Annotated in this window: 18 protein-coding genes; 12 read left to right on the plus strand and 6 right to left on the minus strand. The window is 70.7% G+C overall.

Translation table 11 applies throughout. The annotated features are described in order from the left end of the window. Window positions 1-10 precede the first annotated feature (10 nt). From FKR81_RS00895 to FKR81_RS00925, 7 genes are all read left to right on the plus strand, one after another. On the plus strand, window positions 11-1,018 hold the full coding sequence (locus FKR81_RS00895) for a sugar phosphate isomerase/epimerase family protein (protein ID WP_146348939.1): 1,008 nt from the start codon (window positions 11-13) through the stop codon (window positions 1,016-1,018). Window positions 1,019-1,711: 693 nt separating this feature from the next. Then, on the plus strand, window positions 1,712-2,515 hold the full coding sequence (locus FKR81_RS00900) for an alpha/beta hydrolase (RefSeq protein WP_146349168.1): 804 nt from the start codon (window positions 1,712-1,714) through the stop codon (window positions 2,513-2,515). Window positions 2,516-2,726: 211 nt separating this feature from the next. Next, window positions 2,727-3,824, plus strand: coding sequence for a flavin-containing monooxygenase (locus FKR81_RS00905; RefSeq protein ID WP_235921218.1), 1,098 nt, complete (start codon window positions 2,727-2,729; stop codon window positions 3,822-3,824). Beyond that, window positions 3,817-8,073: a non-ribosomal peptide synthetase gene (locus FKR81_RS00910; RefSeq protein WP_146348941.1), complete on the plus strand. Its 4,257-nt coding sequence runs from the start codon at window positions 3,817-3,819 to the stop codon at window positions 8,071-8,073. Before FKR81_RS00905 ends, FKR81_RS00910 begins: the two co-directional genes overlap by 8 nt. Next, complete coding sequence (locus FKR81_RS00915; protein WP_186762677.1) at window positions 8,070-8,702, plus strand: class I SAM-dependent methyltransferase; 633 nt, start codon at window positions 8,070-8,072, stop codon at window positions 8,700-8,702. Before FKR81_RS00910 ends, FKR81_RS00915 begins: the two co-directional genes overlap by 4 nt. Further along, a complete protein-coding gene (locus FKR81_RS00920; RefSeq protein ID WP_146348942.1) occupies window positions 8,699-10,012 on the plus strand; it encodes a cytochrome P450 in 1,314 nt (437 codons plus the stop codon). Before FKR81_RS00915 ends, FKR81_RS00920 begins: the two co-directional genes overlap by 4 nt. Window positions 10,013-10,026: 14 nt before the next feature. Beyond that, window positions 10,027-11,103, plus strand: coding sequence for a terpene synthase family protein (locus FKR81_RS00925; protein WP_146348943.1), 1,077 nt, complete (start codon window positions 10,027-10,029; stop codon window positions 11,101-11,103). On the opposite strand, the gene FKR81_RS00930 is transcribed toward FKR81_RS00925, so the two are convergent. Continuing rightward, window positions 11,100-11,822, minus strand: a complete 723-nt coding sequence (locus FKR81_RS00930) for a carbonic anhydrase family protein (RefSeq protein WP_186762678.1) — start codon at window positions 11,820-11,822, stop codon at window positions 11,100-11,102. The genes FKR81_RS00925 and FKR81_RS00930 overlap by 4 nt on opposite strands. A 115-nt stretch (window positions 11,823-11,937) precedes the next feature. Here FKR81_RS00930 and FKR81_RS00935 point away from each other — a divergent pair, with 115 nt between their 5' ends. Both FKR81_RS00935 and FKR81_RS00940 read left to right on the plus strand, forming a co-directional pair. Then, a complete protein-coding gene (locus tag FKR81_RS00935; RefSeq protein WP_146348945.1) occupies window positions 11,938-12,585 on the plus strand; it encodes a GAF domain-containing protein in 648 nt (215 codons plus the stop codon). Further along, a complete protein-coding gene (locus tag FKR81_RS00940; protein WP_146348946.1) occupies window positions 12,582-13,523 on the plus strand; it encodes a pirin family protein in 942 nt (313 codons plus the stop codon). Before FKR81_RS00935 ends, FKR81_RS00940 begins: the two co-directional genes overlap by 4 nt. Here the strand turns inward: FKR81_RS00940 and FKR81_RS00945 are convergent. From FKR81_RS00945 to FKR81_RS00955, 3 genes are all read right to left on the minus strand, one after another. Further along, the gene (locus FKR81_RS00945) at window positions 13,451-15,619 is read right to left on the minus strand and encodes an ATP-binding protein (protein WP_146348947.1); all 2,169 of its coding nucleotides are present in this window, start codon (window positions 15,617-15,619) and stop codon (window positions 13,451-13,453) included. The two genes, FKR81_RS00940 and FKR81_RS00945, sit on opposite strands and share 73 nt — an antisense overlap. Then, a complete protein-coding gene (locus FKR81_RS00950; RefSeq protein ID WP_146348948.1) occupies window positions 15,616-18,051 on the minus strand; it encodes an ATP-binding protein in 2,436 nt (811 codons plus the stop codon). The genes FKR81_RS00945 and FKR81_RS00950 overlap by 4 nt, the downstream gene beginning before the upstream one ends. A gap of 115 nt (window positions 18,052-18,166) precedes the next feature. Continuing rightward, window positions 18,167-18,712, minus strand: a complete 546-nt coding sequence (locus FKR81_RS00955) for a sigma-70 family RNA polymerase sigma factor (protein ID WP_146348949.1) — start codon at window positions 18,710-18,712, stop codon at window positions 18,167-18,169. A gap of 196 nt (window positions 18,713-18,908) precedes the next feature. Between FKR81_RS00955 and FKR81_RS00960 the strand changes: the two genes are divergently transcribed. Genes FKR81_RS00960 through FKR81_RS00970 form a run of 3 tightly spaced genes read left to right on the plus strand, consistent with a single transcriptional unit; the run spans window position 18,909 to window position 21,106 of the window. Continuing rightward, window positions 18,909-19,304, plus strand: coding sequence for a YciI family protein (locus FKR81_RS00960; RefSeq protein WP_235921219.1), 396 nt, complete (start codon window positions 18,909-18,911; stop codon window positions 19,302-19,304). Continuing rightward, window positions 19,301-20,500, plus strand: a complete 1,200-nt coding sequence (locus FKR81_RS00965; protein ID WP_146349170.1) for an RNA polymerase sigma factor — start codon at window positions 19,301-19,303, stop codon at window positions 20,498-20,500. Before FKR81_RS00960 ends, FKR81_RS00965 begins: the two co-directional genes overlap by 4 nt. A 45-nt stretch (window positions 20,501-20,545) precedes the next feature. Next, window positions 20,546-21,106, plus strand: a complete 561-nt coding sequence (locus FKR81_RS00970; protein WP_146348951.1) for a DUF998 domain-containing protein — start codon at window positions 20,546-20,548, stop codon at window positions 21,104-21,106. Here FKR81_RS00970 and FKR81_RS00975 read toward each other — a convergent pair. After that, a complete protein-coding gene (locus FKR81_RS00975; RefSeq protein WP_146348952.1) occupies window positions 21,064-21,786 on the minus strand; it encodes an enoyl-CoA hydratase/isomerase family protein in 723 nt (240 codons plus the stop codon). The genes FKR81_RS00970 and FKR81_RS00975 overlap by 43 nt on opposite strands. Beyond that, window positions 21,783-22,946 carry an acyl-CoA dehydrogenase family protein gene (locus FKR81_RS00980; protein WP_146348953.1) on the minus strand — a complete coding sequence of 388 codons (1,164 nt, stop codon included), beginning with the start codon at window positions 22,944-22,946 and terminating at the stop codon, window positions 21,783-21,785. Before FKR81_RS00980 ends, FKR81_RS00975 begins: the two co-directional genes overlap by 4 nt. Window positions 22,947-22,954: the final 8 nt, after the last annotated feature.

Consider the following 22,954-nt stretch of genomic DNA (forward strand, 5'->3'; position numbering starts at 1 on the left):
AAGGTCAGCGATGCCACGTCCGATCACGCTGTTCACCGGCCAATGGGCGGACCTGCCGTTCGAGGAGGTCTGCAGGCTAGCGGGCGAGTGGGGCTACGACGGCCTGGAGATCGCCTGCTGGGGCGACCACCTCGACGTCACGCGCGCGGCGTCGGACCCCTCCTACGTAGCTTCACGAAAAGCCTTGCTGGAAAAGCACAACCTGCAGTGCTGGGCGATCTCCAACCACCTGACGGGCCAGGCCGTGTGCGACAACCCGATCGACGCGCGGCACGAGGCGATCCTCCCGCCCCACATCTGGGGCGACGGCTCCCCCGAGGGCGTGCGCCAGCGCGCGGCCGAGGAGATGAAGACAACCGCACGCGCCGCAGCCGCGCTCGGCGTGGACACCGTCGTGGGCTTCACCGGTTCGTCGATCTGGCACTGCGTGGCGATGTTCCCGCCCGTACCGGCGTCTTTCGTCGAGGCCGGCTACCAGGACTTCGCAGACCGCTGGAACCCGATCATGGACGTGTTCGACTCGGTCGGCGTGCGGTTCGCTCTGGAAGTCCACCCGTCGGAGATCGCCTACGACTACTGGACAACCGTGCGCACCCTGGACGCGATCGACAGGCGCCCGTCGTTCGGCCTGAACTTCGACCCGAGCCACATGATGTGGCAGGACCTAGACGTCGCGGGTTTCCTGTGGGACTTCCGCGACCGCATCTACCACGTGGACTGCAAGGACACGAAGCTGCGCCTCAACGGCCGCAACGGCCGACTCTCCTCACACCTGCCGTGGGCGGATCCCCGCCGCGGCTGGGATTTCGTGTCCACCGGACACGGCGACGTGCCGTGGGAAACCGTGTTCCGCACACTGAACTCGATCTCCTACAACGGCCCCATCTCAATCGAGTGGGAGGACGCGGGCATGGACCGCCTGCACGGCGCCCCTGACGCGCTGGCCTTCATCCGCACTCTCACGTCGATCGAGCCACCGGCGGCCGCGTTCGACGCGGCCTTCGCCCCTCGCCAGTAAGGCTGGTTCCGGCGGTACCCGGAACACAGCGCAACTCGGCGCGGCGCGGAACCCGTGCACGAGGCGACGCCGACGCGCCACGCTCACGCGGGCGTCCCCCGCAGGTGAGAACCCCCCGAATCCACGCTCCCAGCCACCACCGACAACTCCGCGCCCGCAGAAGCGGAAGCGGGCAAAGCAAGAACCGGCAGAAGCGTGGCAGGCATGACGACGACACAGGCAGGCGCTAAGGGAGCACCGACCCAACTGACACGAACCAAGCGAGAACCGCTCAACGGCACGAACCAAGGGAACACCGCCCAACCGGCACGAACCAAGAGAGCCCGACGAACCGGCAGGTACCAAGAGAGCACCGCCCCAACCGGCAGATACCAAGGGAGCCCAGCGAAACCGGCAGATACCAAAAGAAAAGAGCGCCCGCCGCACTGCCAACCCCCGCAGTGCCAACCGGGCGCGGCCCCCGAGCCCAAACCGGCGGCCGAACGATCAGGACAAACTTTCCCGGAGGGCAGGGGGTGGGGAGGGGCTCGCTGATCAGGCGAAGCCTTGCCACATCGACAATGCCTTGTCAAGGCAGCTTTTCCGCCTTGACAAGGCATTGTCGATGTGGCGACCTCTGGTGATCAGCGAACCCCTCCCCACCCCACACCGCAAGCCCCCACGCTGCAACACCACCCCGCAACCAGGCGCATGATGACAACCGTGCGCAACCGCCTGTTGATCGGCCTGGCCACAACGACCACCATCGTGGCCGTGGTCCTAGCAGCAGCATTCGCGTTCCAACGCAAACTCATCTACCTGCCGACACCAGGCCCACTCCCCCACGCCGCGGACGTGATCCCAGGCGGAAGGGACGTAACCCTCCACACAAGAGACGGCCTACATCTGACCGCCTGGTACTTCCCGCAGAAGAACGCCAAAGCCACAGTCCTGGTAGCCCCCGGCAACGCAGGCAACCGCTCCCTGCGCACCCCGCTGGCCAAGGCACTAACCGCACGCAACCTGTCGGTACTGCTGCTCGAGTACCGCGGCTACGGCGGCAACCACGGCCACCCAACAGAAGAGGGCTTGGCCCACGACGCCCGAGCAGCCCGCACCTTCCTCATCAACGAGGGCGCCACCAAGCTCCTGTACGTGGGCGAAAGCCTGGGCTGCGCCGTGGTGACCGAACTGGCGACCGAACATCCCCCGGCGGGCATGGTGCTGCGCTCCCCGTTCACCGACCTGGCCGAGGCGGGCAAGGTCCACTACCCGTTCCTCCCGCTGCGCCTGCTGCTACTCGACAAGTTCCCCGTCAAGGAACAGGTGTCACGACTCAACGTGCCCATCACGGTCGTGTACGGCGCGAAGGACACCGTCGTCCCACCCGAGCAGAGCAAAGAGGTGGCCGAGGCGGCACGGGGCGAGGCCGTCGAGGTGCCGGGCGCGGACCACAACGACCTCGTCCTGCTCGACGGGCCGCAGCTCATCGACGCCGTCGCAAAGCTGGCGGGCTGAAGCAAGGCGAGATCTTTCCGATTTAAGAAACAAGAAACATCGGCGACACATGGAAAGTATTGCGGTAATGCACCAATCGAGACCGCACTCAACCTTCTGGCACACCAACACTGGTCTTTAGTTACTTTTGCGCCTGCCTAAGCTGCGCCACACCGCCGGCATTGACGGGAGCTCACACGTGTGGCAGGACATCGACCAATCCCACGTGATAGTGATCGGGGCAGGCTCCGCAGGTCTCGCCACCGCAGCAAACCTGCAGGCCAGAGGCATGCACGTGACGGTTCTGGAACGCGGAACCAAGCCGGGTCAAAGCTGGTTGCAGAGACGTGAGAATCTCCGTCTCAACACGATCCGCGGATTGTCGGCTCTACCTGGTCGAAGTATTGACAGAAGCGCGGGAACGTGGCCGAGTGGCGCCGAATACGCGCGCTACCTGCACACATACGCCACCCAGCACGAAGTGCGAATTCGTCACAATTGCGATGTCGTGCAAGTCGCGCACGGACGTCGTGCCAATTGGGACGTGCGGCTCGCGGACGGGGACACCATCCCGGCCGACGTGGTCGTCGTGGCCACCGGGTGGGCCGCCGAACCGCACATCCCGCTGTGGCCCGGTGAGTTCACGAAGAAGCTGCTGCACGCCGCCGACTACCGGAGCCCCGAGGACTTCGCCGGGGCCAGCGTCCTCGTGGTCGGGTCCGGCAACTCCGGCGCCGAGATCGCCGTCGAGCTGCTCGGCACCGCCGCCGAGGTGCGGATGGCGGTGCGCACTCCCCCGCTCCTCGTCCCCGCCGACCCGAAGCTGCACCGCGTCGGCGCGCTGTTCTGGTGGCTGCCCGAGGACCTGGTCGACAAGCTCAGCATCAGCACTCACCGAAGCCACTACCGGGACCTCGCCGAGCACGGTCTGCCGATTCCGACCGAGGGCGTGCACGCGCGGTTCAACCGGGACGGCACCTCACCCACCGCCGACCGCGGGTTCGCCGACGCCGTCCGAAGTGGACGGTTGACGATCACGGCCGCCGTCGCTGCGCTCACCGGTGACGGCGTCCAGCTCGCGAACGGCCAGGAAGAACGTCCCGACGTCGTCATCGCGGCCACCGGGTACCGGCCCGCGTTCGCCGGGCTCGTCGGGCACCTCGGAGTGCTCGACGAGAGGGGATTCCCCGCGAAACAAGAGGAAGCCCTCTACTTCGTCGGCGCGCCGTCGCTGCGCGGCGATCTGCACGTGCACGGCCAGCAGGCACGACGTGTCGCCAGAGCCATCTCGACCACCCCTGTGAACACGAAGAGGACCAGCGATGTCTGACCAGAACGTGGAGTTCCCCGCGCTGACGCTGCCCGCGTTGCTCAGGCGGGCCGCCGGCCGGTCACCCGACGCGATCGCCGTGCGCGACGCCAGGAGCGCGCTCACGTACGCCGACCTGGACGCCGAGATCCACCGCACCGCCTGGTACCTCAAGGAACAGGGCGTCGAACCGGGCGTGCACGTCGCCGTGTCGCTGCCACGGGGCGTCGACGCCGTCGTCACCCAAGCCGCGTTGTTCACGCTCGGCGCGGTGTACGTGCCGGTCGACGCGAGCTATCCCGCCGAGCTGCTCACCAGCATGATCACCGACGTCGACGCGCGGTTCCTCATCGCGTCCACCGGTCAGGTGATCACGTCGCCCGCGACGCGGATCGACCTCGACGACCACGCCGTGCGCAGGCAGATCGCGACGCGTTCCGCCGAGCTGCTCGACCGCGACCCGCAGCTCGGCGACGTCGCGTACGTGATCCACACGTCTGGCACGTCGGGCAGGCCCAAGCCGGTCGCCGTGTCGCACCGGGCGATCGCGAACTCCACGCAGGCGCGTCTGCACCGCTACCCGGAACGGGTCACCGGGTTCGCGCTGATCTCGCCGATGACGTTCGACTCCAGTCTCGCCGGCATCTGGTGGACGCTGCTGTCCGGCGGCGAGCTGCGGCTGCTGTCTCCCGGCACGTCCGACGCGGTCACCGAGCTGGCCGAGGCACTCACCAGCGGCGACGTCAGCCACACGCTGCTCACCCCGTCACTGCACCGAATCCTGCTGTCCACTGTGGACAGGCCATCGGACGTTCTGCGGCGGGTCGTGGTCGCCGGTGAGGCGTGCCCGCAGGAGCTGGTCGCCGAGCACCACCGCGTCCTGCCGGACGTCGAGCTGGTCAACGAGTACGGCCCGACCGAGGCGGCCGTGTGGTGCTCATCGGCGACACTCGGGCCTGGGGCGGACGTCGTGGTCGGCACGCCGATCGCGAACACCGAGCTGTGGATCGTCGACGAGAACGGCCAGGTCGCCGAGGCAGGCGAACTGGGTGAGGTGGGCGTGGCGGGCGCGAACCTCGCCAACGGCTACCTCAACGATCCCGAACTGACCGCGGCGCGGTTCGTGCCGCACCCTCGGGACCGGAGCCGGCTCGTCTACCGCACCGGCGACCTCGGCCGGTGGCGGGCCGATGGTCAGCTGGAGCTGCGCGGACGGCTCGACGAGCAGATCAAGGTGCGCGGCTACCGGGTCGAGCCGGACGGCGTCGCCGCCGCGCTGCGCGAGCACCCCGGCGTGCGGGACGCGGTGGTCGTCGCCGGGAACGGACTCGTCGCGTACGTCGTCCCCGAGTGGGACGAGCGCACGGCCGCCGATGAGCTGCGCGACCGGTGGACCGGCGTCGTCGACGACCTCGACCATCACGACGAGCGCAGCGGCTGGACCAGCAGCTACACCGGTGAACAACTGTCGGAAGCGGACATGGCCGAGTGGGTCGCCACGACCGTCGCGCTCGCCGAGGAGCACGACCCGCGGTCGGTGCTCGAGCTCGGCTGCGGCACCGGCCAGCTGCTCACCAGGCTCGCGCCCGGCCGTGCCCGCGTCGTCGGACTCGACGTCAGCAGGCCGACGCTCGACGCGCTCGCGGAGCGGCTCATCGCGGCCGGACTCCACCACGTCGACCTGCGCCACGGCGACGCCACCGAAACCGCCGGGCTCACCGGCTTCGACCTGGTGCTGTGCAACTCGGTCACGCAGTACTTCCCCGGCGAGGCCTACCTCGCGGACGTCGTCACGCGGGCGCTCCACGCGGGCCGCCGCGTCGTGTTCGGCGACATCAGGGACCTCGCGCTGCAGGACGCGTTCCACGCCGCGGTCGTGCTCGCCAACGCGCCGGACGACGCACCGGTGACGCGGCTGCGCGAGCAGTGGCGCAAGCGCGTCGAACGGGACCCGCAGCTCCTCGTGGACCCGAGATGGTTCACCAGCGCCATCACCGGCAGGCACGTCGACATCCGCCCCCGCGGCGGCGAGCGGCGCAACGAGATGAACGACTTCCGCTTCGACGTCGTCGTGTCGGACGGCCCGGCCACGGAGATCGCCAACTGGCACGAATGGCCGGGTGACTTGGACGGCCTGCACACGTTGCTGATCGGTGACACGCCCGTTGGCCTGCAACGGATTCCCAACCGGCGCACCGCGGGCGCGTGCGCGGTGCGCGCACAGCTGGCAGGCACGGGCGACCTCACGGTCGCCGACCTGCGCAGGCTCGCGGACGACGCCGAGCTGGTCGCCGTGCACCCCGCCGAGATCTCCGCACTCGCCGAAGAGCTCGGCTGGACCGTCCGGTTCTCCAGGGCAGCGGGCTGGCCGGACGGCGAGTTCGACGCCGTGTTCCTCAGGCCGGGCGACGACACCCTGATCTGCTGGCCCCAGCCGCAATCAGGCGGTGACCTGATCAACGCGCCCGTGCACCGGCACGTCATCACGTCCGCGACGGAGAACCTGCTCCCGGACGTCCGCGGGCACGCCGCGACCACGCTCGCCGAGCACGAGCGCCCGGCCACGTACGTCGTGCTCACCGAGCTGCCGCTCACCGGCCACGGCAAGGTCGACCGGGCCGCGCTGCCCGCGCCGTCGGCCGCACGCCCGGCGCTCAGCACGCCGTACGAGAGGCCGGTGCGGCCGATCGAGATCAGGATTGCCGAGATCCTGGCCGACCTGCTCGGCATCGACCGGGTGGGCAGGCACGACGACTTCGTCGAGCTGGGCGGCGACTCGCTGCTCGCGGTGCGCGCCGCCGTCCGGCTCGGCGACCACTTCGGCGTCGCGCTGCCGGTGCGCACGGTGTTCGACGCGCCGACGGTCGACGGCCTCGCGCAGGTCATCGCCACGGCGCCGAGAACCGCAGCCGCGCCCGCAGCAGTGGACACCGGAAGTACGAAGCTGCCGCTGAGCGTCCCGCAGATGCTGTTGTGGGGCCACGACCTCCAGCTCGACCGCGGTGTGGTCCCCGGCCCCGCGTGCACCCTGTCGATCAACTACCGGATCACCGGACCGCTCGACGAGGACGCGCTCTCCCGCGCCGTCGACGAGCTGGTGCGCAGGCACGAGGCGTTGCGCGTCACGCTGTCCTTCGACGGCGGCCCGCTCGAGGCGTTCCAGGTCGTCAACGAGCCGCCGAAGAACGTGCTGCGCAAGGAGAACGCCGACCGGATGGACGCCACCGACGCGCTCGTCCGGCTCCAGCGCGCCACCCCGCTCAACCCCGCCGAGGGCAGGGTCTTCGCCACCGAGCTGATCACCAGCTCGGACGTCGAGCACCTGCTGGCGCTGCGGATGCACCACATGATCGCCGACGGCTGCGCGGTCGAGGTCGTCGAACGCGACCTCACCGCGCTGTACAACGGAATCGAGCTGCCGGAGGCGCCGAACTACCGCTCGGTGCTCGCCCGTCAGCCCGCCGCGCCCGGCCCGGACGACCTGCCGTACTGGACGGAGAAGATCGCCGGGTGCCGCCCGGCCGTGCTGGTGCCGCCCGCGCACCTGGAGACGGTGACCGAACCGCACAGCACGCAGGTTCGCAGCCTCGTGCTGCCCGCCGAGCAGGCACAGCCGTTCCTGACGTTCGTGCGCGGCCAGAAGATCACGCTCTACAGCGCGCTCTACACCGTCCTCGTCTCGCTCATGGCCGCCGACACCGGCGACCCCGAGGTGCGGCTGATCTCGGTCAACGGCGCCCGCCGCGACGCGGATCTCGAACGCACCGCGGGCATCTTCCTCGACGGCGTCCTGCTGCGGCACGAGACCAAACCCGGCCAGTCCATCAGGCAGGCGTTCGCCGACGCGGGCGCCACCGTGCGGGACGCGCTGCGCCACGACGGCATCCCGTTGCTGGGCCTCACCCAGCTGCTGCCGGACATGGAGGCGGCGTTCGGGTTGTCCCAGTCGCTCGTGTTCGAGGTGCTCGGCGAGCCCTACAGCCTGCGCCTCGACGGCTGCGACGTGCGGCGCAGCGACTACTTCATGGAGGACTTCGCGGGCGAGGTCTTCCAGATCCCGTGCCAGCTGTGCGTCATCGGCCGCCAGGAGGGCGACGAGATCAGGCTGATCGGCATGTACGACCCCGCCTACGTCCCGTCGTCCTATGTGGACGGACTGCTGGAGCGCATGCGGGACGTGGTCGTCGCGAGCACCGAGGACGTGTCCGCACCGCTGGACGGCGTCGTCGAGGCGGACGCGTGGATGCTCTCCCTGCAGGACAACGCGTGAGCGCCACGAAGGTGCGCAGCCACCCGATCTACGCGTCGCTCTACGACCGCCTGAACGAGTACGCGGAGGTCGACTGGCTCGGCCGGACCCGGCAGTGGGTCGCGGACCGGGCCAAGGGCACCGTGCTGGAGATCGGCGCGGGCACCGGCATGAACCTGCCCCGGTTCCACGACGTCGACGAGGTCGTCGCCGCCGAGCCGGATCCCGCGTACCGCAAGCGGCTCCTGCGCAGGGTCGGCGAGGCGACGGTGCCGGTGCGCGTCATCGACGCGCCCGCCGAGCGCCTGTCGTTGCCGGACGACAGCGTCGACACGATCGTCAGCACGCTGGTGCTGTGCTCGGTCGACGACCCGGCGCGGGCCGTCGCCGAGATGGCGCGGGTGCTGCGTCCTGGCGGTGAGGTGCTGCTGTTCGAGCACCTGCGCACCGGTGAGCTGAAGCAGACCGTGTGCGTCCCGGTGTGGCGGTTCCTGGTCGGCGGCTGCCGGCTCAACCGCCCGACGATCGAGACCGTCCGCGCGGGCGGCTTCGCCGTCGAGGAGATCGACAGCCTCGTGCCACCCGGCACCCCGAAGGTCATGGGCCCCTTCGTCACCGCGGTCGCACGCCCGAACGGAGCCTGCCGATGACTCTTCCCGTGCTGCACGGACGTCTGCCGCTCGTCGGCCATGCGCTGACGTTGCTGCGCAACCCGCTCGAACTGCTGCGCGGCGCCGACGCGGCCGACGACATCGCGGTGCTCTACGGCGGACCGAAGCCGTGGTACCTGGTCAGCAGCCTCGAGCTGGCCCGGCAGATCTTCGTCGAGGACGCGCGGAAGTTCGACCGCGGCATGCAGTTCGACGCGATGGCCCGCATCATCGGCCGCACCTCGCTGACCGCCGACGGCGAGTTGCACAGGCAGCGCCGCCGCCTCGTGCAGCCGGCGTTGGACAAGCGGCGCGTGCCGGAGTACGCGCCGATCGTGGCCGCGGCCGCGCAGGAGCTGATGGAGTCGTGGACGGACGGCCTGCGCCTGCCGCTGCACGACCTGATCAGCGACGTGAACTTCACGTTCGTCACCAGGACGCTGGTCACCGCGGGCATCGACGAGCAGCGGGTCGCCGACTTCCGGCGCTACCTGCCGCTGGCGCTGGCCGGGGTCACCAAGTCGATGTACGACCCGACCGGGCTGGCCAGGTTCGTTCCCACGCCGGGAAACCTGCGCACCAACCACGCGATCGCCCAGGTGCGCGCCGCGATCGGCGAGGCCGTCGCCCACCACCGGGCGAGCGGCAGCGCCGACCACGGCGACGTGCTGTCGATGCTGATCCGCGACGGGAAAGACCTGTCGGACAGCGAGATCTGCGACGAGGCGATGGCGTTGCTGACCGCGGGCACCGAGACGATCACCTCGGCGCTGTGCTGGGCGGTGCACCTGCTCACCCGGCACCCCGAGGTCGAGCAACGGCTGCACACCGAGCTGGACGAGGTGCTGTCCGGCCGCACGCCGAGCACGGAGGATCTGCCGAAGCTCGACTACACCCGGCGGTTCTTCACCGAGGTCATGCGGCTCTACCCACCTGCGTGGATGGTCTCCCGCCGCACGCTCACCGAGGTTCGGCTCGGTGACGTGCTCGTGCCCGCGCGCACGCCGGTGTTCGTCTGCGTGTACCTGGTGCACCGCAGGCAGGAGCTCTACCCCGACCCCGAGCGGTTCGACCCGGACCGCTGGTTGCCGGAACGGTCGAAGTCGCTGCCGCGCGACGCGTACCTGCCGTTCGGCCACGGCCACCACCGCTGTCCCGGCGACCACTTCACCTGGGCCACCGCCAGCCTCCTGCTGGCGTCCATCGCCCAGAAGTGGCGGCTGCGGGCGATCGGCGATCCGGTGACGCCCACGACCACCCCCACGCTGCGCCCGTCCCACCTCGACGTCGTTCTCTCCCCGCGCCCGTGACAGAGGAGATCCCTGTGCGACAAACCCTGCCTGCCCCGACCCGGTCCGACACCGACTTCGTGGTGCCCTACCACCCGAACCTGCGGTTCGACATGCCCATCGCGTACCGGGGCATGAACCGGCACATCTGGGCCGCGCACGACCGCATGTTCGACTGGCTCACCCGGTTCGGGATGCTCCCGAACTCCGGCAACCTCAGCGTGCTCAAGGGCACCCGCTGCGACCTGCTGACCGGGTGCTACTACCCCGACGCGGACCTCAGGACCCTCACCCTGCTCGACGAGTTCATGGGCTGGGGCTTCGTGTTCGACGACCAGATCGACGACGCGGGCTGCGGTCTCGACGCCGACCGCACCGCGGCGGTCGTCGACGAGTTCGTCCACGTCCTGCAGGACACGCCCGCCGCCAAGCTGACTCCGGCGGGGCTGGCGCTGGCCGACTGGTGGGAGCGGATGACCGCGACGTCGGTGCAGGAGAGCTGGCGGCAGCAGTTCGCGAACTCCACGATCCTGTGGCTGCAGACGTACGCGCTCGAAGCTCGGCACTGGGCCGACGGGTACGAGCCGACGATGGAGGAGTACCTGACCTACCGGTACCTCTCGATCGCCAGCTGGCCCTACAGCGACCTCACCGAGATCGCCAACCACGCCGAGCTGCCCGCCGAGGTGCGCGCGCTGCCCGCGTTCCAGCGGATGCGGCTGCCGATGGCCATGCACGTGGGCCTGGCCAACGACGTCATCTCCTACGAGAAGCAGCGCGACCTCGGCAGGCAGAGCGACGCGATCACGATCCTGATGAGGGAGTCCGGCTGCACGGCCGAGGAAGGACTCGCCGAGGTGGTGTCGATGGTCAACGGCCACCTCGCCGAGTTCTTCGTCGCCGAGGAGCAGTTCCTCAGCCAGGTCCGCGCCGCCGGGTTCGCGCCTGAGGTGCAGCGCGACGCGCACATCGCGACCCAGTCGCTGCGCACGCACATCCGGTCGTCCGTGGAGTGGGAAATCCTCGCCGTCGAGCGGTTCGGCGACGACACCTACTACCTGCGCGGGCACGACCCGAGCGTCGCGGACATCCTGGTGAACCCCGGTTCCTAGGTCCGCGGCACCGTGACGAGGGTGCGGCCGTTGAGCGGCTGCGTCTGCCGGGCGTTGCCGTCGTGGAAGAGGCCCTGGAACCTGGCGATCGTGGCGGGCGTGACCGTCAGCTCGGTCGTCAGGTACCAGGCGACGCCCTCGGTGAACGGCGCGGTGGTCAGGGAACCGTTGTAGTGCAACGTGCGGCGGTTCGCGGGCAGCAACCGGTCGAGGTCGACGGCGGAGACCTCGACCGGCTCACCGCACTCGGGTGCGAGCTTCGCCAGCACCTTGTCCACGGCGGAGCGCGGACCCGGCTTGAGCGGCACGCCGATGACGAGCAACTTGCCTTCCGCGCTGCGGTGCACGAGGTGCATCTCCAGCGGGTAGGCGTGGCCGCCGAAGCGGTGCTCGGACGGCGTGTGGAAGTGGAACTGAACCAACTCGTACCGGATTCCGGCGACGGTGACGTGCCCGCTGCCGGGCGTCACCTCCGCCTCCTCGGTCTCCTCGTGGTCGCGGGCGGTGCAGCCGTCCGGCTCGGCGGCGTCCTTGCGGATGTACTTGAGCTCCAGCTCGGACACCCCGTAGGAGACGTCCAGCTTCGGCTGCTTGGGGTCGAACCGGATCGCGCCCGCGGTGACGTCGACCGGGCTCTGCTCGGGGACCGTGGACTGCGCCGTGCCGCTCAGGGTGAAGGTGGCCAGGAGCGCCAGCACGAGAATCGGTTTGAGGCTCACCTCGCCACCTTTCACCCGATCGAGTGATCGGAGAAGTGGCTTGTGATCGCGCTCTCACAACCGTGACAAGTCCCGGTCGCTGGACGACCGCACCCGCGAGGGCGACGATTGTTCGGTGAGCGGTCAAGGATCCTCGTCGCACTGGGCCGCCGCCGAACGCCGCCGAGTCGCCGAACAACACGCGCGCATCGTCGCCGAGCAGCAGCAGAACGCCATCGACGCCGAGGTGCGCCAGACACGTCGTGAGCTGCTCGCGCAGGTCAGGCGCCGTGGCGGGGCGATGGCGGTGCCCATCTTCGACGACTACTTCCTGTCCATCGCCGACTGGCCCGCCGTGGTGAAGGCGGTGCTCGACGCCGCCTTCACGCTGGGCAACGCGGCGGCGTGCGATCTGCAGGTGTGCGAACCGGGTGACGTGCTGCGGATGGCCGCACACCGCGGTTTCCCCGCCGACTTCCTCGCGTACTTCGACACCGTCGCCCCGACGCAGGCGACCGCGTGCGCCGCCGCGCTGTCCACTCGCGCGCCGGTCTACGTGGACGACGTGACCTCCAGCCCGATCTTCGACGGCCAGGAGACGCGCACGGTCGTGCTGGACGCGGGCACCCGGTCCGTCCAGTCGCATCCGCTGCTCGGGCCGTCCGGGCGCGTGCTCGGCGTGCTGTCGTTCCACTACCCGCGGCTCGCACCCGCACGCACCAGGACGGCGCTCATCGCCACGGGCGCCGCGCACGCGCTGGCCGCATTAAGGTCGGGTGGGTGAGCAACGTCGAGTCGAGCCCGGCCGAGCTGACGTGCCGCAGCACGCCGGGCACCGTCGAGGTGCTGGAACCGCGGGTCGTACCGCTGGGCGGGCCGAGGGCGATGACCGTGCGGCGCACGTTGCCGCAACGCCAGCGGTCGCTGATCGGTGCCTGGTGCTTCGCCGACCACTACGGCCCCGACGACATCACGGCCAGCGGCGGCATGGACGTGGCGCCGCACCCGCACACCGGGCTGCAGACCGTCAGCTGGCTCTTCACCGGCGAGATCGAGCACCGCGACAGCCTCGGCGTGCACGCGATGGTCCGCCCCGGCGAGGTCAACCTGATGACCGGCGGTCGCGGCATCTGCCACTCCGAGGTGTCCACGAAGGACACGTCCGTGCTGCACGGCGTGCAGCTGTGGGTCGCGCTGCCGGACGCCCACCGCGACGCGCCGCGCGACTTCCAGCACCACGTCCCGTCGCCGGTCGAGCAGGAGGACGCGGTCGTCAAGGTCTTCCTCGGCTCGCTGGCCGGTGTCACGTCACCGGTGCGCACGTTCACGCCGTTGCTGGGTGCGGAGATCGTGCTGAACGGCACGGTGTGCCTCGAGATCGACCCGTCGTTCGAGCACGGCGTCCTCGTGGACACCGGCAGCGTCCTGATGGAGGAGACACCGCTCCAGCGCGGCTCGCTCGGCTACGCGGGTGTCGGTTCTCGGCACCTGACGCTCTCCGGTGACGCCAGGATCGTGCTGCTGGGCGGCCCGCCGTTCGGCGAGGAGATCGTGATGTGGTGGAACTTCGTCGGTCGTGACCACGACGAGATCGTCCGGTTCCGCGACGAGTGGCAGCGGGAGGCCGACCGCTTCGGGCGCGTCGAGGGCTACCCCGGCGAACGACTGCCCGCACCACCGCTGCCGAACGGCAGGCTGCGCCCACGCGGCAACCCCGCCTGACGCGCCCACCACGCCGCCAACTCGGCCCGGCTGCGCACATCCAACTTCCCGCGCACGTTCTCCAGATGCGCCTCGACCGTCCGCTCAGCGATGTCCAGCTCAGCCGCGATCTGGCGCGTCGACCGGCCGTCGACGACGAGCTGCACCACCTCGTGCTCGCGCGGGGTGAGCGGGCCCGAGGCCACGGCGAGGGCGTGCGCGACGAGGTCGTCCGCGGACAGCGCGGCACCTTCGTCGTGTGCGCGCTGCACCTCTGAGCCGGACAGCGCGGCCCGCGCGGTTCGGATCGCCGACGACACGTCGGAGTCACGGGTGTTCGTGCTCATCCCCCACTGCCGGCGCAGCGCCGACGTCGCGGAGCTGAGCCGCACCGCACGGGGCGCGTCACCGCGCCGGGCCGCGACCACGGCCAGTCCTTCGATGGAGTGGATCTTCCGGGCCACGTGGCTGGTCGCGCACTCCAGCGCCTCGCGGAAGTACGCGTCCGCCGCGTCGAGGTCGTTGCGCGCCAACGCGACCGCGCCCGCGCTGTGCAGCGCGCCGGCCTTCAGCCACGGCTCCGGGGCTGCCCGGCACGCGGGCAGGCACTCGGCGAGCAGCGTCTCCGCCTCGTCCAGCGACCCCGCGTGCAGGCTGATGTACGCGAGGTTGTGCAGGCACACCGCCGTGGCGAACGGTTGCCTCTGCGGACGTGCCAGCGCCAGCGCTTCACGCGCCGCCACTACGGCGGCACTCGCGTCGCCGGCGGCCAGCGAGGCGCCCGCGAGCCTGCTCAGCGACCGCACCAGGTGCACCGGGTCGCCGTCGCGGTCCAGCGCCACCGCGTCGGACGCCAGCCGCACCGCGCGGGCACCGTCGCCCACATCAGTGGCCAGCACGGCCGCCTGCGCCAGCACGGTGCTGCGGAACGGACCAGTCGGCTCCTCCAGCAACGCCCGGCCGGCGCCGAACTGGCCCCGTTCCCGCCAGCACGCGGCCAGCGCCGCCGCGAACAGCGGCCTCCGCTCGTGCGCCCATTCCAGCGCGGCGAACAGGTTGTCGCGTTCGACGTCGAGCGGCCCGAGCACGTCGAGCGTCGGAAACGCCTGCCGCGCATAGCGTTCCGCCAACCCGCCCAGCCACTCGACGACCCGCTGCCGGACCTCGTCGACCTCACCGGACTCCACGAGCCGGTCGTGCGCGAACAACCGGATGGACTCCTGCATCCGGAACCGGCCACCAGCCGCGACCAGCAGCGACTTGGCCTCGAGCGCACCGACGAAGTCCAGCACCGTGGAGGGATCACCGACCGCCGACGCGGCATCCAGCCCGAACCCGCCGGGGAACACCGAGAGCCGCCGGAAAACGGCCTTCTCCTCGTCGTCGAGCAGGTCGTAGCTCCACCCGATGGCCGTGCGCAGGTCGCGGTGCCGTTCCTCGGCCGGACGGCTGCTCGCCAGCAACCGGAACCGGTCGTCCAACCGCCGCAGCACGTCGTCGGCACCGAGCAGCCGGACGCGGCGGGCGGCCAGCTCGATCGACAACGGGTGGCCGTCGAGCCGTTCGCAGATCCGCGCGACCACGTCGGTGTTGGCATCCGACAGCACGAACCCCCGCGCGGCGGCACTCGCCCGTTCGGCGAACAGCCGGATGGCGTTGCGCAGCGACAACGGACCGAGCCGCAGCACGGCCTCGCCCGGCACGTCCAGGTCCTCGCGGCTCGTCGCCAGCACGGTCAGGTCCGCGCACCTGGCCAGCAACGCGCTCACCAATCGGGCCGAGGCCTCGATCAGGTGCTCGCAGTTGTCCAGCACCAGCAGCGCGTGCCGACCGGCCAGCGCGGAGGCGATCGTGTCGACCGGGCGCCGGCCCGGTTGCTCGGGAACGCCGATGGCGGCGGCGGTCGCGGACTCCAGCAGGGAGGCGTCGGTCAGCGGCGCCAGCTCGACCCAGTACGCGCCGCGCGCCTGGCCCGCGTACTCCAGCGCGAGCCGCGTCTTGCCCGCGCCACCGGGTCCGCGCAACGTGATCAGGCGCGACGTGCGGCGCAGGTCGGTGAGGCGGGCCAGCTCGTGCCGCCTGCCGACCAGGCTGTCCAGCGGCACGGGAACGGTCACGGCTCGTCCAGGTGCTGGGCGCTCCACGCCGCGAGCTGGGCGCGGGTGCGCAGGCCCAGCGTCGTCCTGATGTCGCGCAGCCGGGACTCGACGGCGCGTTCGGTGAGCCGCAGCCGGGACGCGATCTGCCGGTTGGTGTGCCCGGCCGCGACCATCCTGGCCACGGAGATCTCCTGGTCGGACAACGGAGACAGGCTCCCCTCGCGCTCGGGCCACGTATCGCTGATCGCGTATTCCACCGCACCGCGCCGGGCGAGCGCCATGCCGTCGTACTCAGCACGGCGTACTTCTTCCGGGGTGAGCCCGCCACGCGCGACCGCCAGCGTCGCGTCGCGCTTGCTCTCGACCGACGCCTCGCGGCCGAGCTTGCGGTCGTGCCGCGCGACGTCGGCGATCGTGTCCAGCCGCACCGCGCGCACGTACAACCCCTGCCGCACGGCCACGATGGCGAGCCCGTCGAACGACTCGACCGCGGTGACGGGCAACGAGTCCGCGCCGACGGTGGTGACGAACCGCTCCAGCGACTCGCGCAGATGGGTGTCCGCCGCGTCCACGTCGTCGCGGGCCAGCGCGAGCACTCCCGCCGTGTGCAGCCATTCGGACGGCAGCGGGTGCGGCGAATGGGCGCGGTACAGCGGGAGGCAGCGGTCCATCAGCTCGGTCGCCTGCTCGACCTGCCCCGCCAGCAGCAGGTAGTAGGCCTGGTTGTGCAGGCACACCGAGAGGTCCAGCGGGTTCGTCAACCGCGGCGCCTGGTCGAGTGCGCGCTGCGCCACCTCGCGTCCCGCGTCGTGCATGCCGCTCGTGACGTAGACGGCGGCGAGGATGCTCAGCGCCTTCACCAGCCGCACCGGGTGGCCCGCGACCTCGCAGAGCCGCACCGCCTCGGACGCCAGCTCGACGGCAAGCGGGTAGTCGCCGCCCGCGATGACGAGCCCGGCGGCCACGGTCAGCGCGGCCCAGCGGACCGGGTGGTCGCGCCCGGCCGTGTCGATCGCGGACAGCAGCATCGCCGACCCGTCCGACACGTACCCGTGGTGCCGCCACACGCGACCCAGCGCGGTGGCCAGCGCGAGGTGCCGGTCGTCGCCGTGCTGCGCCGCCCAGTCCAGCAGGGCCAGCAGGTTCGTCCGCTCGGCGTCGAGCGGCGCCAGTTCCTCGTAGCAGTGCAGCATGCCGTCGCCGACGATCGGCTCGGCCAGCGCGAGGAGGTACTCGGCGAGCCGGTCGTAGGTCTCGTCCTCCTCACCCGCGGCGCGCAGCTGGTCGAACCCGTAGAGCCGGATCGACTCGAGCTGCCGGAACCGGCCGTCGGCGCGCCCGGCGACGACGAGCGAACGGGACTCCAGCGCGGACAACGGTTCCAGCACGTCGTCCACATCGGACACCGCGGCGGCGGTGTCCATGTTGAAGCCGCCGACGAGCACCGACAGCGAGCGGAACACGACCTGTTCCACCGGATCGAGGAGCTCGTAGCTCCACTCGATGGTCGTGCGCAGGTCACGGTGGCGCCGCGCGGCGGTGCGCGGGCCGGACGTCAGCAGCTGGAACCGGTCCGCGAGCCGGGAGCGGATCTCGGCGACGCCGAGCAGCCGGACGCGCCGCGCCGCCAGCTCGATGGCGAGCGGCAGACCGTCCAGCTCGGCGCAGATGGCCGCGACGTGCGCGGCGTTGTCGTCGGTCAGCTCGAAGTCGGGGGAGTTGGCGGAGGCCCGTTCGACGAACAGCCGGACGGCGTCCGACGACAGCAGGTCGACCGCGTGCACGGCGTTCGCGGGCAGCGTCAGCTCACCCACCCGGAAGACCACCTCACCGGGAAGCTCCAGTGATTCCCGGCTGGTGACCACGACCGTCAGCGCGGCACTGCGGCGCAACAGCTCCGCGGTCAGCCGGGCGGCGGCGACCACGAGGTGCTCGCAGTTGTCCAGCACCAGCAACGCCGGTTGCCGGGACACCGCGTCGGCAAGGGTCTCCACGACCGGCCTGCCGATCTCCTCACCGGCTCCCAGCGTGTCCGCGACCGTCCGCGCGATGAGCGCGGGATCGGTCAAGGACGCCAGCTCCACCAGGTAGACACCGCCGGGGAACCGGTCGCGCACACGCGTGCCCAGCTCGACGGAGAGCCGGGTCTTGCCCGCACCACCCGGCCCGAGCAGCGTCACCAGCCGGTGCTTGCGCAGCAACGAGTCCAGCTCGGCCAGATCGCGCTCTCGTCCGACGAAGCTGTCCAGCGGCGCGGGCAGCACCGGCTCCTTGAGCGGAGCCGGCGGACCGTCGAGTGCGGGACCAGGGTCTTTCGGGCGCATGCGGTAGGCGCGTTGACGGCACGCGCTCGAGCAGTAGCGGGCGGGTCTCCCGGTGCGACGACCGTTCGACGGCGCGACGAGGTCCTCCCCGCAGACCTCGCACCGCTCCCCCGAGGCGGAGGACATCAATCACCCGGTTCTCGTGACTGGTCGACAATGAATGAGAGTTCCTCATGTCATACCGCGTCACGATGACACCGGGCAATACCGCGTGACCTACCGGTGATCTTGCCGGGACTGTCTACACAGGACTCATCAGGCCGCGCTTGCCCATCGTGGCGCGGAGTGCCCTCAGAGCGTAGTACGTGCGCGACTTGACGGTCCCCGCCGGAATGCCGAGCACCCGAGCGGCGTCACCGACGTTGCTCCCTTTGAAGTAGACCTCCCTGATCACGTCGCGGTGCTCGTCGGTCAAGCTGTCGAGCGCCTCCTGCACGACGATCGCCGCGAGCGTCCGCTCGGTCGCGTCACCCACGCGGACGGCCCAGTCCGGTGCGTCGCCACCGACCTCGGTCGGCCGGTTCGCCCTCTTGCGGTGCCGGTCGATGACCAGCCGCCGCGCCACCTTCAACAGCCACGGCCGGAAGTCGGGGCCGCTCACGTCCAGGTCGTCCACGTTCTGCCAGGCCCGCAACGCCGTCTCCTGGACGATGTCGGCTGCGGTGTGCCGGTCGCCGTCGAGCAGCTTCGTCACGTAGCGCTCGAGCGCGCCGCCGTGCGCGTCGAACAGTCCTCGGATGAGCGTCTCGTGTCTGGCTCGCGGGTGGTCCAGTGTCGCCGTAGTCATGTCCTCAGCCCCTCAACTGCGGTTTTGTTCCTTCCACAGCATTTCGGGAGCGGGTGTGCGGGTCATCGGAAGAACCCGGCCGGAGTTTCGTGACGACTTCGCGTTACGCAACGTCCGGTTCGCGCGTCCGGCGCCGACGTCTCTCGCGAGGCACCATCTCAGGTGCCCGCTCCGGAAGGGAACGACCGTGAAGTACATGATCATGATGTTCGGTGCGCAGCAGGACTTCGACATGCTGACCGGCAAGTGGACCGCCGAGGACGTCGGGAGGCTGACGACGTTCATGGAGAAGTGGAACAACGACCTCGTCGCGTCCGGCGAGTTCGTCGACGCGCAGGGCCTGTCCGCACCGGTCCACGCGCGGCGGGTCGAGCTGCGCGACGGCGCTCCGGTCGTGACGGACGGGCCGTACGCCGAGACGCAGGAGGTGCTCGCCGGCTACACGATCGTCGAGTGCGAGAGCTTCGACCGGGCCACCGAGATCGCCGCGCAGCTCGCCAACACCCCGCACCCCGATGACGCGGCGCTGACCCACGAGTGGCACGTCGACATCCGGCCGATCGCCGGGCCGGAGACCGGGTGGGAGGGCTGAGCACCACCACCGAGGACCTGCTGCGCTCGCTGGCGCCGCAGGTCCTCGGCGCGGTGGTGCGGCGGTACGGGCACTTCGACACCGCGGAGGACGCGGTGCAGGAGGCGCTGCTCGCCGCCGCGACCCAGTGGCCGCGCGACGGCACGCCGGACAACCCGCGCGCGTGGCTCATCACCGTCGCGTCGCGCAGGCTCACCGACCTGCTGCGCAACGAGCAGGCGCGGCGCACCCGCGAGGACACCGTCGCCAGGAACCTCGCGCCCGTCGCGGACGCGCACGTGCCGGACTCCGACGACACGCTGATCCTGCTGTTCCTGTGCTGCCACCCGTCCCTGTCACCGGCGTCGCAGATCGCACTCACCCTGCGCGCCGTCGGCGGACTGACGACCACCGAGATCGCGCGGGCGTTCCTCGTGCCCGAGACGACCATGACCCGGCGGATCAGCAGGGCCAAGCAGGCGATCGCGGACAGCGGAGTCCCGTTCGGCCTGCCCGCGGACCACGCGTCGCGGGTGCCGGCCGTCCTGCACGTGCTGTACCTCATCTTCACCGAGGGTTACGCCGATCTGCGCCGCGACGACCTGGCGGCCGAGGCGATCCGGCTCACCCGCGTCGTGCACCGGCTGCTGCCCGACGACGGCGAGGTCGCCGGGCTGCTCGCGCTGATGCTGCTCACCGAGGCGCGCCGGGCCGCGCGCAGCAGCGCCTCCGGTGACCTGATCCCGATGGACGAGCAGGACCGTTCGCTGTGGGACGCGTCCGCCATCGCGTCAGGCGTGGAGCTGATCTCGGCGGTGCTGCCGCTCGGCAGGCCAGGTCCGTACCAGCTCCAGGCCGCGATCGCGGCGGTGCACGACGAGGCTCCGACCGCGGCGGACACCGACTGGCCGCAGATCGCCGCGCTGTACGGGTTGCTGTTGCGGATCTCCGACAACCCCGTGGTGGCGCTCAACCACGCCGTCGCCGTCGCGATGGTGCAGGGGCCGCGGGCCGGGCTCGCGCTGCTGGCCTCGCTGGAACCGGACAAGCGGCTCGCCGGTGATCACCGGATGGCCGCTGTGCGCGCGCATCTGCTGGAGATGAGCGGTGACCTGGTGGCCGCGCGCGACGAGTACCTGGACGCCGCGCGGCAGGCGATCAGCGTGGCCCAGCAGCGCTATCTCCGGGGACGTGCGGCGCGGCTCGTGTCCGGCTAGGTCCGGTGGCTTCGACGTCTCGGGTGAAACCGAGAGGAGAAGGCCATGGTGAAGACAGGACTGATCGCGGGACCGTTGTTCCTCGTGGGGTGGGCGGTGCAGGCGTTCACGCGAGAAGGCTTCGACCCGGCACGTCACCCGGCGAGCCTGCTGAGCCTCGGCGCGCTGGGCTGGGTGCAGATCGCGAACTTCGTCGTGACCGGACTGCTGTTCGTGGCGTGCGGGATCGGCATGCGCAGCAAGCTGGTCGCGTTGATCGGCGCCGGGTTGGTCATCGCGGGCGTGTTCCCGACCGACGCGGGCGCCGGGTTCCCCGTCGGCGCCCCGGAGGGAGCGCCCACGATGAGCTGGCACGGCGTCGTGCACGAGCTGGGCTTCGCGGTGACCACGGTGTCGTGGATCGTCCTGTGCATCTCACACCGACGCGAGATGCGGGGCTTGTGCCTCGGCGCGCTGGCTGTGGTGCTCGTGGTCGTTGCGTGGCCGGATCTGAACAGCCTGAGCCTGCGGCTGATCGTCGCGACGGCCGTCCAGTTCGGACTCGTGGCGCTGCTCGCGGTGCGCTACTCGGGCCGCTCGTCGTCGACCCGGTTGAGCATCCCGTAGGCCAGCCGTTCGATGAGCAGCGACGCCGCCGCGGACGACTCGGCGACCGCGTCGATGGCCTGCTTGGCCACCGCCACGGCCAGTGCGGGCTGGGCGCTCAGCTTGGCCGCGAGCTCGACCGCGCGGGCCACGTCGTTGCCCACGGACGTCACCTCGGTGACCAGGCCGAGCCGAAGCGCATCGCTCGCGGGCACCCGCGTGCCGAGCAGCACCAGCTCGCGAGCGCGGGCGGTGCCGAACATCCGCACCAGCCTGGTCAGGCCGCCCGAGCTGGGCACGATGCCCAGGCCCACCTCGGGCAGGCCGAACACGGCGGTGTCGTCGGCGACCCGCAGGTCCGTGGCGAGCGCCAGCTCGAAGCCGCCGCCGAGACACCAGCCGTGCACCGCGCTGACGGTCGGCTGCGGCAGACCCGCCACCGCCTCGTAGACGCGGCCGCTGGCCCGGTAGTACTCGGCGATCGCCGCCGCGTCGAGCCCGCGCACCTCGTCGACGTCGGCGCCGGTCGAGAACGCCCTGCCGGCACCGGTGAACACGACCGCGCGGCTCGACGTGACGTCCGATGTGGACAGCACGTCGAGCAGGTCCTGCTCCAGCTGCAGGGAAAGCGCGTTGAGCCGGTGCTCGCGGGACAGGGTCAGCACCGCGACCTTGCCCCGCCGTTCGATCACGACGGTCACGACGCTCCCAGCGACAGCACGCCCGTGACGCCGCGCTTGGCGATCTCGTTGCCGATGATCAGCCGCTGGATCTCGGACGTGCCCTCCCAGATCCGGTCGACGCGCAGCTCGCGGAACAGCCGCTCGACCGGGTTGTCGCGCATGTAGCCGCGTCCGCCGAAGATCTGCACCGCGCGGTCGGCGGACCGGCCCGCCGCCTCGGACGCGGACAGCTTCGCGACGGCAGCCTTGGCGTGCAACGTCTTGCGGTCGATGCCGTTGTCCGCCTCCCACGCCACCTGGTAGACGAGCAGGCGGTTGGTGGTCACGTCGATCACGTTGTCCGCCAGCATCGACTGCACCAGCTGGAAGTGCGAGATCGGCGAGCCGAACTGCGACCTGCTGTTCGCCCAGTCCGCGGCGAGGCTGGTGGCGCGGTTCGCGGCGCCGACGGTGCGCGCGCCGATCATCAGGCGTTCCTCGACGAACCAGTCGCGGATCAGGTCGTAGCCCTGCCCGATCTCACCCAGCCTGCAGTCCGCGCCGACCCGCACGTCGGTGAACTTGATCTCCGGGTGCTCGTAGACGAACGTGTGGGTGAACTGCGGGATCCGCACGATCTCCACGCCGGGCAGGTTCTTGTCGACGAGGAACGTCGTGGGCGCGTCGTCGACGAGCGCCAGCACGATGATGAAGTCGGCGACGTCGCCGACCGTGACGAACCACTTCTCGCCGTTGATCACGTACCCGTCGCCGTCGCGCACCGCCGTGGTGCGCAGCGCCTGCGGGTCGGAGCCCGCCTCGGCCTCGGTCACCGCGACCGCGTCACGGCGGTCACCGCGGATGGCCGGGACGAGGAACCGTTCTCTTTGTTCCGGCGTGCACGCGCGCAACGCGTTGGCGGGCCGCCACACCACGTCCCACAGCGCGCCGGTGAGCTTGCCGAGCTCCTCCTGCACGACGACCTGCTCGAAGATCGACAGGCCGGCCCCGCCCCACTCGGCTGGCATGTTGATCGCCTGCAGCCCGGCGTCGAGCACGGCCTGGCGCAGCTTGGCGTGCGTCTCCGGCGGCAGGCCGTTGTTGGCCTCGCAGTCGTCCTCGTACTGCATGATCACGTCCGCGAGCTCCGCGGCCCGCTCCTTGAGCGCCCGCTGCCGAGGCGTGTACGTGAAGTCCATGGTGGAGC

The organism is Lentzea tibetensis, assembly GCF_007845675.1.
Classification (GTDB): domain Bacteria; phylum Actinomycetota; class Actinomycetes; order Mycobacteriales; family Pseudonocardiaceae; genus Lentzea; species Lentzea tibetensis.

Coding starts and splice junctions, on each gene's coding strand:
- FKR81_RS00895 (WP_146348939.1), top strand. CDS start 11: ATGCCACGTCCGATCACGCTGTTCACCGGCCAATGGGCGGACCTGCCG.
- FKR81_RS00900 (WP_146349168.1), top strand. CDS start 1,712: ATGACAACCGTGCGCAACCGCCTGTTGATCGGCCTGGCCACAACGACC.
- FKR81_RS00910 (WP_146348941.1), top strand. CDS start 3,817: ATGTCTGACCAGAACGTGGAGTTCCCCGCGCTGACGCTGCCCGCGTTG.
- FKR81_RS00920 (WP_146348942.1), top strand. CDS start 8,699: ATGACTCTTCCCGTGCTGCACGGACGTCTGCCGCTCGTCGGCCATGCG.
- FKR81_RS00950 (WP_146348948.1), bottom strand. CDS start 18,051: ATGTCCTCCGCCTCGGGGGAGCGGTGCGAGGTCTGCGGGGAGGACCTC.
- FKR81_RS00955 (WP_146348949.1), bottom strand. CDS start 18,712: ATGACTACGGCGACACTGGACCACCCGCGAGCCAGACACGAGACGCTC.
- FKR81_RS00960 (WP_235921219.1), top strand. CDS start 18,909: ATGATCATGATGTTCGGTGCGCAGCAGGACTTCGACATGCTGACCGGC.
- FKR81_RS00970 (WP_146348951.1), top strand. CDS start 20,546: ATGGTGAAGACAGGACTGATCGCGGGACCGTTGTTCCTCGTGGGGTGG.
- FKR81_RS00980 (WP_146348953.1), bottom strand. CDS start 22,946: ATGGACTTCACGTACACGCCTCGGCAGCGGGCGCTCAAGGAGCGGGCC.